Raw genomic sequence first — 8,443 nt, forward strand, 5'->3', positions numbered from 1 at the left:
ATCGAGCTGCTCTCGGATCCAGAGACCTATCAGTCCTGGGACGCGCCGCCCGCGGAGCCCGACCTCGGCGACGCCTATCGCGACGAGCTCGCCGCGGCGGCGGCGAAGAGCGGGGTGGACGAGTCGATCATCACTGGCGAGGCGCTGATCGAGGGGCGCCGGGTGGCGCTCATCGCCTGCGAGTTCCGGTTCCTCGCCGGATCCATCGGGGTCGCCGCGGCGGAGCGCTTCGTGCGGGCGATGGAGCGGGCCACGGCCGAGCGCCTGCCCGTGCTCGCCTCGACCGCCTCGGGCGGCACGCGCATGCAGGAGGGCACCGTCGCGTTCGTCGCGATGGTGAAGATCGCCGCGGCCGTCGCCGCGCACCAGGCCGACGGGCTGCCGTACCTCACCTACCTCAGGCACCCGTCCACCGGCGGGGCGCTGGCCTCGTTCGGCTCGCTCGGCCAGGTCACCGTGGCCGAGCCCGGCGCGCTCGTCGGCTTCCTCGGCCCGCGCGTCTACGAGGCGCTCTACGGCGAGCGGTTCCCCGACGGCGTGCAGTCGGCCGAGAACCTCGCCCGGCACGGCATCATCGACGGGGTGCTGCCGCCCAAGGGGCTGCGCGAGGTCATCGCCCGCACCCTGCGCCTGCTGGAGCGCCCCACGCACGCCGCGCTCGCCGCCCGCGCCGACGACCCCGGATCCGCGGCCGAGGACCCGGCCGGCTCCGCCGAGACCTGGGCATCGGTCACCCGCACCCGCGACCGGCGGCGGCCGGGCCTGCGCGAGCTGCTGCGGCACGCCGCGACCGACGTCGTGCCGCTCTCGGGGACCGGCCAGGGGGAGCGGGATCCCGGCCTCGCGCTCTGCCTGGCCCGCTTCGGCGGCGTGCCGGCGGTGGTGGTGGGCCAGGACCGGCGCGCGCAGCGATCCCACGCCCCCCTCGGGCCGGGCGCGCTGCGGGCCGCGCGTCGCGCCATGCGCCTCTCCGAGGAGCTGCGGCTGCCGCTCGTCACCGTGATCGACACGCCGGGTGCGGCCCTGTCGCAGACCGCGGAGGAGGGCGGGCTCGCCTCCGAGATCGCGCACTGCCTCGCCGACCTCGTCACCCACCGGGGGCCGACGCTGTCGATCCTGCTCGGCGAGGGCACCGGCGGCGGCGCCCTCGCGATCCTGCCCGCCGACCGCACCCTCGCAGCGCTCCACGCCTGGCTCTCGCCCCTCCCGCCCGAGGGCGCCTCGGCGATCGTGCACCGGGACACCGCGCACGCCCCGGAGCTCGCCGAACAGCAGGGCGTCGCCTCGGCGCGACTGCGGCGGGACGGCATCGTGGATCGGATCGTCGTCGAGCGGCCCGATGCCGCCGACGAGGCCGCGGCCTTCTGCCGGCGCATGGGCGACGCCATCGCGCAGGAGATCGCCGCGCTGCAGCTGATGCAGCCCGACCGCCGCCGCGTGCTGCGCCACGACCGCTATCGGAGGCTCGGACTGTGATCCCGCCCCGGTCCGCCGGTTGAACGGAGCGCAGTGGAGTCGACACCCGGACACCCGCCCGCCCCGGATAGGCTGAACCCACCGCCGGACCGCCGTACGAGGGAGTTCACGTGAACCGCGCACTGCTGATCATCGACATTCAGAACGACTACTTCCCCGGCGGGGCCTTCCCGCTCGTCGGAGCGGACGCCGCCGCGGCGTCGGCGGCCCGCGTGCTCGCCGCCTTCCGGGAGGCCGGGGATCAGGTGCTGCACGTGCAGCACGTCTGGGACGCCCCCGACGCGCCCTTCATGCGACCGGGCACCGCCGGCGTCGAGATCCACGGGGCCGTGCGGCCGCTCGACGGCGAGGCCGTGCTGCAGAAGTCGGAGCCCAACGCGTTCCTGGGCACCGACCTCGCCGCGCGGCTCGCCGCCGCGGCCCCCGACGAACTCGTGGTGGCGGGCATGATGACGAGCATGTGCGTCGACTCGACCGTGCGCGCTGCGGCCGAGCGCGGCTTCACCGTACGACTGCTGCACGACGCCTGCGCAGCGCCCGACCTGGAGTTCGGCGGAGCGAGCGTGCCCGGGGCGGTCGTGCACGCCGCCTTCATCGCGGCTCTCTCCGACAGCTTCGCGGCCGTGAGTTCCGTCGACGAGTACCTCGCCGTCTGAGGCCGACGCCCCGCCGCTACTCGAGCAGATCGGCGACCGAGGCGAGCACCTCGTCGGGGCGGAAGGGGAAGCGCTCGATCTCGGCGCGGTCGGAGATCCCCGTCATGACGAGCACGGTGTGCAGCCCGGCCTCCATGCCGGCGACCACGTCGGTGTCCATGCGATCGCCGATCATGCCCGTGTTGTGGGAGTGCGCGCCGATCTGGTTGAGCGCCGAGCGGAACATCATGGGGTTGGGCTTGCCGACGATGTAGGGCACCTTGCCCGTCGCCTCGGTGATGAGCGCGTTGATGGCCCCGGTGGCGGGCAGCGGCCCCTCGGCGCTCGGGCCGGTCGCATCGGGGTTCGTCGAGATGAAGCGGGCGCCGCCGATGATAAGCCGGATCGCCTTGGTGATCGCCTCGAACGAGTAGTTGCGGGTCTCGCCCACCACGACGAAGTCGGGGTCCGACTCCGTCATCACGTACCCGGCGTCGTGCAGCGCCGTGAGGATCCCGGCCTCGCCGATCACGAAGGCCGAACCGCCCGGCTTCTGCTGCTTGAGGAAGGCCGCGGTGGCGAGCGCGCTCGTCCAGATGCGGTCCTCCGGCACGGCGATGCCCGAGGCGGCGAGGCGCGCGCTGAGGTCGCGGGCCGTGAAGATCGAGTTGTTGGTGAGCACCAGGTACGGGATCTCCTGGCTGCGCCAGTGCTGGATCAGCTCCGCCGCGCCCGGGATCGCCCGGTTCTCGTGCACCAGCACGCCGTCCATGTCCGTGAGCCAGCACTCGATCTCTCGACGGCGCTGCGGGATCTCGATCTCGGTCATGCCACCAGCGTAGTGCTGCCGTGTGAACGACCGGTTTCGCGGTGCGCAGGATCCGTCGCCGAAGGATTGGTGCCGGTCATCCGTCATCCTGCGCGAGGAACGAGTCGCAGAATCCAGGCGTGTGGATCCTGCGACTCGCACTGGTGCGGGAGCGCCCCGAACCCCTCGCTCAGCTCTCCCGGCCCACGAGCTCCGGCACCGCGCTCAGCAGCTCCAGCGTGTACGGGTCCTCGGGCGCGGTCCACACCCGCTCCGTCGGCCCCTGCTCCACGAAGCGGCCCGCGCGCATCACGGCCGTGCGGTCGGCGATCGTCGCGACCACGGCGAGGTCGTGCGAGATGATCACCATCCCGATCTGCAGCTCGTCCACGAGCCGCCGCAGCAGCTCGCCGACGTACTTCTGCGAGGAGGCGTCGAGCGCCGAGATCGGCTCGTCGGCGACGATGACCTGCGGGTCGGCGAGCAGCGCCTTCGCGATGGCGATCCGCTGCCGCTGCCCTCCGGAGAGCGCGTGCGGATAGCGGGCGGACAGGTCGGGATCGAGGCCCACCCGCTCGAGCACCTCGGCGATCGCGGCGGCCCGCGACGTCTCCGAGCGCTGCTCCCCGCGTGCGCGCGCCGCGGAGTTCCACACCTCCTCGAGCTGCTGCACGACCCGCCGCCGAGGATTGAGCGACGCGTAGGGATCCTGGAAGACCATCTGCAGCGGCACGAGGTGCGCGGGGCGCCGGCGGATGGGCAGCGGAGTGACCTCGCGTCCGAGGAAGCGGATCGATCCGCCGCTGAGCCGGTTGATCCCGACCAGCGCGCGGGCCAGCGAGGACTTCCCGCAGCCGCTCTCGCCCACGATGCCGACGATCTCGCCGGGCCGCACCTCGAGGTCGACCCCCTGCACGGCGACGAAGCGGCCGCGGCCCTTCACCCGGTAGCTCACGACGGCGTCGCTCACCTCGAGCAGCGCGGTCGTGCCGTTCTCGGCATGCGTCATGACTGAACCTCCTCGGGGAGCGGCCAGGGGATCTTCGGCACGGCGTCCAGCAGGACCCGCGTGTAGGGGTGCTGAGGCGCGCGGAACAGGCGATCCGCCGCACCGGACTCGACGATCTCCCCGGTGCGGAACACGTTCACCCGATCCGCGATCGAGCTCAGCATCGCGAGATCGTGCGTGACGAAGATGATGCCCATGCCGCTCTCGCGGCGGAGCTCGTCGAGCAGCGCGATGATCTCCGTGCGGATGTTGGCGTCGAGGGCGGTCGTCGGCTCGTCGGCGATCAGCAGCTTCGGCCCGCAGGCGAGCGCGATCGCGATCGACACGCGCTGCTTCATGCCGCCGGAGAGCTGGTGGGGGTACTGCCGCAGGAGGCGCTTGGGCTCGCGCAGGTGCACCCGCTCGAGCAGTTCGATCGCGCGAGCCTCGGCCTCGGGCCGGCCGAGGCCGAGATGCAGCCGCAGGTGGTCGGTGAGCTGCTCGCCCAGCTTGAGCATGGGGTGCAGGCTCGACGAGGGATCCTGCAGCACCATCGCGATCTCGGCGCCGCGCGTGCGCTCCCACTCCTTGCCGCTCTGCGTCAGCAGCTCCCGGCCGTCGAAGCGCAGCGAGCCGGTCGCCCTGAGCCCTTCGGGCAGCAGGCCGAGCAGGCTGAGGCCCGTGAGGGTCTTCCCGGATCCGCTCTCCCCGACGACCCCGACGACCTCTCCGGCCTCGACCGAGAACGACACCTCCGAGACGAGGGGGTCGCCGGCGCCGCTCGCCCGCAGCACGCTGAGGCGGTCCACTTCCAACAGGCTCATGAGCCGGCTCCGTTCTCGCTCAGGCGCGGTTCGAGGCTGTCGCGGATCGCGTCGCCGATGACGTTGAACGCCAGCACGACGGAGACGACCGCGATGCCGGGGGCGATCGCCAGCCACCACTGGTCGAAGTACTGCACGGCCCCGGAGATCATCGAGCCCCACTCGGGGGCGGGCGGCACCGCGCCGAGACCGAGGAAGGACAGCCCCGCGAGGAAGAGGATCGCGGCACCGATGTCGAGCATCGCGAGCACGAGCACGGATCCGCTCACCGCGGGGAGCAGGTCGACGAAGATGGACCGGAGCGGGCCGACCCCCGACAGCCGGTTCGACAGCACGAACTCCGACTCGCGCAGCGCGAGCACGATCGATCGCACCGCGCGGGCGTATGCGGGCCACCAGCTGATCGCGGCCGCGATGACCGCGTTCTGGATGCTGGGACCGAGCGCCGCGGCGATCGCCATCGCGAGGATGATGCCGGGGAAGGCGAAGACGAGGTCGGCGATGCGCATCAGGATCTCGTCGATCCACCCGCCGAAGAAGCCCGCCACCAGGCCGATCGCGGTGCCGAGGAGCGCGGCCGCGGCCACGATCATGAGGCCGTTCGGCACGGACACGCGGGCCGCGGCGAGGGTGCGGCTCAGGTTGTCGCGTCCGAGTGCGTCCGTGCCGAGCAGGGCGGTGCCGTCGGGCGGGGAGAGCGCCGGCCCGACGGTCGCGAGCGGGTCGTGCGGCGTCAGCGCGGGGATGAGGATCACGAGGAGCCACGCGAGGAGCACGGCGCAGGAGGCGATCACGGAGGGCGTGCGCAGCCACCCGGGAAGGCGCCCGCGCCGACTGCGTTCGGGCTGGTCGATCATGGAGATCACGTCGGTGCGGCTCATTGGAGGCGGATCCTTGGGTCGAAGGCCGACGCCAGGACGTCGGCGAGGAAGTTCACGGCCAGGAAGATGACGGCGATGACGACCGAGATGCCGGTGATCGCCGTGATGTCGAGGTTCGTCGCGGAGCGGTAGGCGTACTGCCCGAGCCCGCCCCAGGCGAAGATCTGCTCGACGTAGACCGTGGCCGCGAGGAGGAAGCCGAAGGAGAGCGCCGTGACGGTGATGATCGGGCTCGATGCGCTGCGCACGGCGTACCGCATGAGCACGCGGGTGCTGGGGAGCCCCTTCGCCCGTGCCGCCTTCACCGCGTCGGTGTTGAGTCCGTCGAGCACCGCGCTGCGGGTGAAGCGGAGCACCATGCCGAGGTTCGAGAGCGCCAGGACGGTCGCGGGCAGGACCAGGTGCGCGGCCGCCGAGCCCCAGGCCGCGAAGTCGCCGACCAGGAGCGCGTCGATCGTGTAGAACCCGGTGACGGCCGGGGGAGGCGGGGTCGCGGCGTCGAGGCGGCCGCTGCCGGGCAGCCAGCCGAGCTGGCGGAAGAAGACGGTGGAGCCGACGAGCGCGAGCCAGTAGGTCGGCAGGCTGACGCCGATCAGAGAGACGATCCGCGCGAAGTGGTCGGGCCAGCGGTTGCGGGCCTGCGCGGCCACGATCCCGAGCGCGACCCCGATGACCACGGAGAGGACCGTCGCCCAGAGCACGAGCTCGAGCGTCGCCGGGGCGTACTTCGCGAGGTCGCCGGCGATGGGCTGGCCCGTCTGCTGCGAGATGCCGAGATCGCCGCGGAAGAGGCCGGCGAGGTACCTGAGGTACTGCTCCCAGATGGGGAGGTCGAGGCCGAACTTCTCGCGGAAGGCGGCCACGGCTTCGGGGTTGGCGAGGGCCTGCTGGCTCAGGTTCGCCGTCTCTGGCCGGAGCGGCACGAGGACGCCCAGGCCGAAGGAGACGAGGGTGATCCCGAAGAGCGTGATGAGGGAGGTGACGAGGCGGCGGAGCACGAAGCGGAGGTATCCGCTCCCGCCGCCCTTCTCCGGGGCGGACGTCCGTGCGTCCGCCCCGGTTCCGGGGAGTGTCTGTGTCACGATGCGAGTTCCGTACGGGGTCAGCGGATCTGCGAGAGGTTGACCCCGGCGAGCGGATCGTGGCTCACGTGCTCCACGCTCGTCGACGCGACCAGGAAGAAGGAGGGCTCGAGCAGGTAGGCGTAGGGCGCCTCCTCGTTCATCGCCTCGTTCCAGGCGGTGTAGGCCGCCTCGCGGTCGTCGCCGGTGGCCGCGCGGGCCTCCTCCGCCAGCTTCGCGACCTCGGGGGCCGCGTCGGCGGGCCAGTGCACGCGCTCGCCGATCAGGTTGCCGGCGGAGAACACCAGCACGTCGGAGGGGTCGGCGATGTCCGGCGGCCACGACCAGAGCGCCATCTCGGTCTCGCCGTCGATGTACCGCTGGAGCGACGTCGAGGTCGGCGTCGGGTTCAGGGTGACCTTGAGCCCGATGGCCTCGAGCTGGGTCTGGATGCCCTGCGCGAGCACGTTGTAGTCGATGCCGGCGAGGCGGGTGTAGTCGTTGGCGTAGTCGAGCGTGACCTCGGTGCCGGTCTTGCCCGCGTCGGCGAGGATCTGCTTCGCGGCCTCGGGATCGGACGTCGGGCCCTCGCCCTCCGGGAGCGAGCCGAGCATCATCGACGGGATGATGCCGGTCGCCTCCTTCGCGCCCGCGCCGACCAGCGTGCGGAGCGCCTCGTAGTCGATGCCGGTCTTGATCGCCTCCGTGACATCCGGATCGGCGGTCGCGGCACCGGCCTTCTGCGAGAGGGCCAGGTAGAGCACCTCGGGGGACGGCGAGGACTGCACCTTCAGCGCCTCGGACTCCATGCCCTCGGCGATGCGCCCCGGGATGTCCAGAGCGATCTGGCTGTCCCCGCCCTCGATGTTCGCCTTCTGCTGCTGGGCGTTGTTGACGTTGCGCAGCACGATGCGGTCGTAGGCGGGCGCGTCGCCCCAGTAGTCCTCGTTCTTCACGAGCACGATCTGGGAGTTCGTGTCGTAGCTGTCGAGCGTGTACGGACCGCTCCCGACGCCGGTGCCGGCCTCGGTGAAGAGGTTGCCGGCCTGGTCGGTCTCGGCCGCGTCCTCGGCGTCGGTGCCGCCGGCCGCGCGTACCGTCTCGTCGTCGACGATCGACAGCGGCGTCGCGGTCAGCGTGTGCTCCATGTAGGGCGCGGGGCTCTCCGTGGTGATCGTCACGGTGCGCTCGTCGACCTCGGCGACGGTGACGCCCTCCATGCGATAGGCGGGGCTCGCCCCGAGGTGCTTCAGGCGGTTCAGCGAGAACACCACGTCGGCCGCGGTGACCGGGTTGCCGTTCGCGAACGTCGCGTCGTCGCGGAGGGTGACGGTGAACTCGGTCGCGCTGTCGTTCGCCTCGATCGACTCGGCGAGCAGCGGCTGCGGCTCGGCGACGTTGTCGACGTAGGTGAAGAGCGTCTGGTAGATGCCGCTCGCGACGATCGCGTCGGTCACCTGGAAGATGGTGGCGGGGTCGATCGACTGCGCGGTGAACGCCTGGTCGATGACGAGCGTGCCGGACTTCTCCGTCGACGCGCCGGTGTTCCCCGCCTGGCCTCCGGCTGCGCAGCCGGAGAGGACGAGGGCGCCGGCCGTGAGCAGTGCGGAGACCCCTGCGGCTTTTCGAAGCGGCTTCGATGCCATGTCGCAGATCCTTTCGATGTATCGGTGTCGCTGGGTTGCACCCGGCTGAGATCAGGACTTGCGCGACCTCGCTGTCGGGGTTAGTGTCAACCATATCGTGACAACTGCTTCTAATTTGTGAAGC

Annotated in this window: 8 protein-coding genes; 2 read left to right on the top strand and 6 right to left on the bottom strand. The window is 71.7% G+C overall.

All coding sequences use genetic code 11. The features are described from left to right. Both ACWKZU_RS14395 and ACWKZU_RS14400 read left to right on the top strand, forming a co-directional pair. The coding region (locus ACWKZU_RS14395; RefSeq protein WP_449283023.1) for a carboxyl transferase domain-containing protein at positions 1-1,476 on the top strand (1,476 nt) is incomplete at its 5' end. Between the two features lie 110 nt (positions 1,477-1,586). Continuing rightward, on the top strand, positions 1,587-2,132 hold the full coding sequence (locus ACWKZU_RS14400; RefSeq protein ID WP_449283024.1) for a cysteine hydrolase family protein: 546 nt from the start codon (positions 1,587-1,589) through the stop codon (positions 2,130-2,132). Positions 2,133-2,148: 16 nt separating this feature from the next. Here ACWKZU_RS14400 and ACWKZU_RS14405 read toward each other — a convergent pair whose 3' ends face one another. From ACWKZU_RS14405 to ACWKZU_RS14430, 6 genes are all read right to left on the bottom strand, one after another. Next, entirely contained in the window at positions 2,149-2,940 is a 792-nt protein-coding gene (locus ACWKZU_RS14405; RefSeq protein ID WP_449283025.1) for an HAD-IIA family hydrolase, read from the bottom strand. Between the two features lie 169 nt (positions 2,941-3,109). Next, a complete protein-coding gene (locus ACWKZU_RS14410; RefSeq protein ID WP_449283026.1) occupies positions 3,110-3,928 on the bottom strand; it encodes an ABC transporter ATP-binding protein in 819 nt (272 codons plus the stop codon). Next, positions 3,925-4,731: an ABC transporter ATP-binding protein gene (locus ACWKZU_RS14415; protein WP_449283027.1), complete on the bottom strand. Its 807-nt coding sequence runs from the start codon at positions 4,729-4,731 to the stop codon at positions 3,925-3,927. Before ACWKZU_RS14415 ends, ACWKZU_RS14410 begins: the two co-directional genes overlap by 4 nt. Then, on the bottom strand, positions 4,728-5,612 hold the full coding sequence (locus ACWKZU_RS14420; RefSeq protein WP_449283028.1) for an ABC transporter permease: 885 nt from the start codon (positions 5,610-5,612) through the stop codon (positions 4,728-4,730). The genes ACWKZU_RS14415 and ACWKZU_RS14420 overlap by 4 nt, the downstream gene beginning before the upstream one ends. Beyond that, positions 5,609-6,694: an ABC transporter permease gene (locus ACWKZU_RS14425; RefSeq protein ID WP_449283029.1), complete on the bottom strand. Its 1,086-nt coding sequence runs from the start codon at positions 6,692-6,694 to the stop codon at positions 5,609-5,611. Before ACWKZU_RS14425 ends, ACWKZU_RS14420 begins: the two co-directional genes overlap by 4 nt. A gap of 20 nt (positions 6,695-6,714) precedes the next feature. Next, complete coding sequence (locus tag ACWKZU_RS14430; protein ID WP_449283030.1) at positions 6,715-8,319, bottom strand: ABC transporter substrate-binding protein; 1,605 nt, start codon at positions 8,317-8,319, stop codon at positions 6,715-6,717. Positions 8,320-8,443 lie beyond the last annotated feature (124 nt).

Source organism: Leucobacter sp. (genome assembly GCF_053528595.1).

Coding starts and splice junctions, on each gene's coding strand:
- ACWKZU_RS14405 (WP_449283025.1), bottom strand. CDS start 2,940: ATGACCGAGATCGAGATCCCGCAGCGCCGTCGAGAGATCGAGTGCTGG.
- ACWKZU_RS14410 (WP_449283026.1), bottom strand. CDS start 3,928: ATGACGCATGCCGAGAACGGCACGACCGCGCTGCTCGAGGTGAGCGAC.
- ACWKZU_RS14415 (WP_449283027.1), bottom strand. CDS start 4,731: ATGAGCCTGTTGGAAGTGGACCGCCTCAGCGTGCTGCGGGCGAGCGGC.
- ACWKZU_RS14420 (WP_449283028.1), bottom strand. CDS start 5,612: ATGAGCCGCACCGACGTGATCTCCATGATCGACCAGCCCGAACGCAGT.
- ACWKZU_RS14430 (WP_449283030.1), bottom strand. CDS start 8,319: ATGGCATCGAAGCCGCTTCGAAAAGCCGCAGGGGTCTCCGCACTGCTC.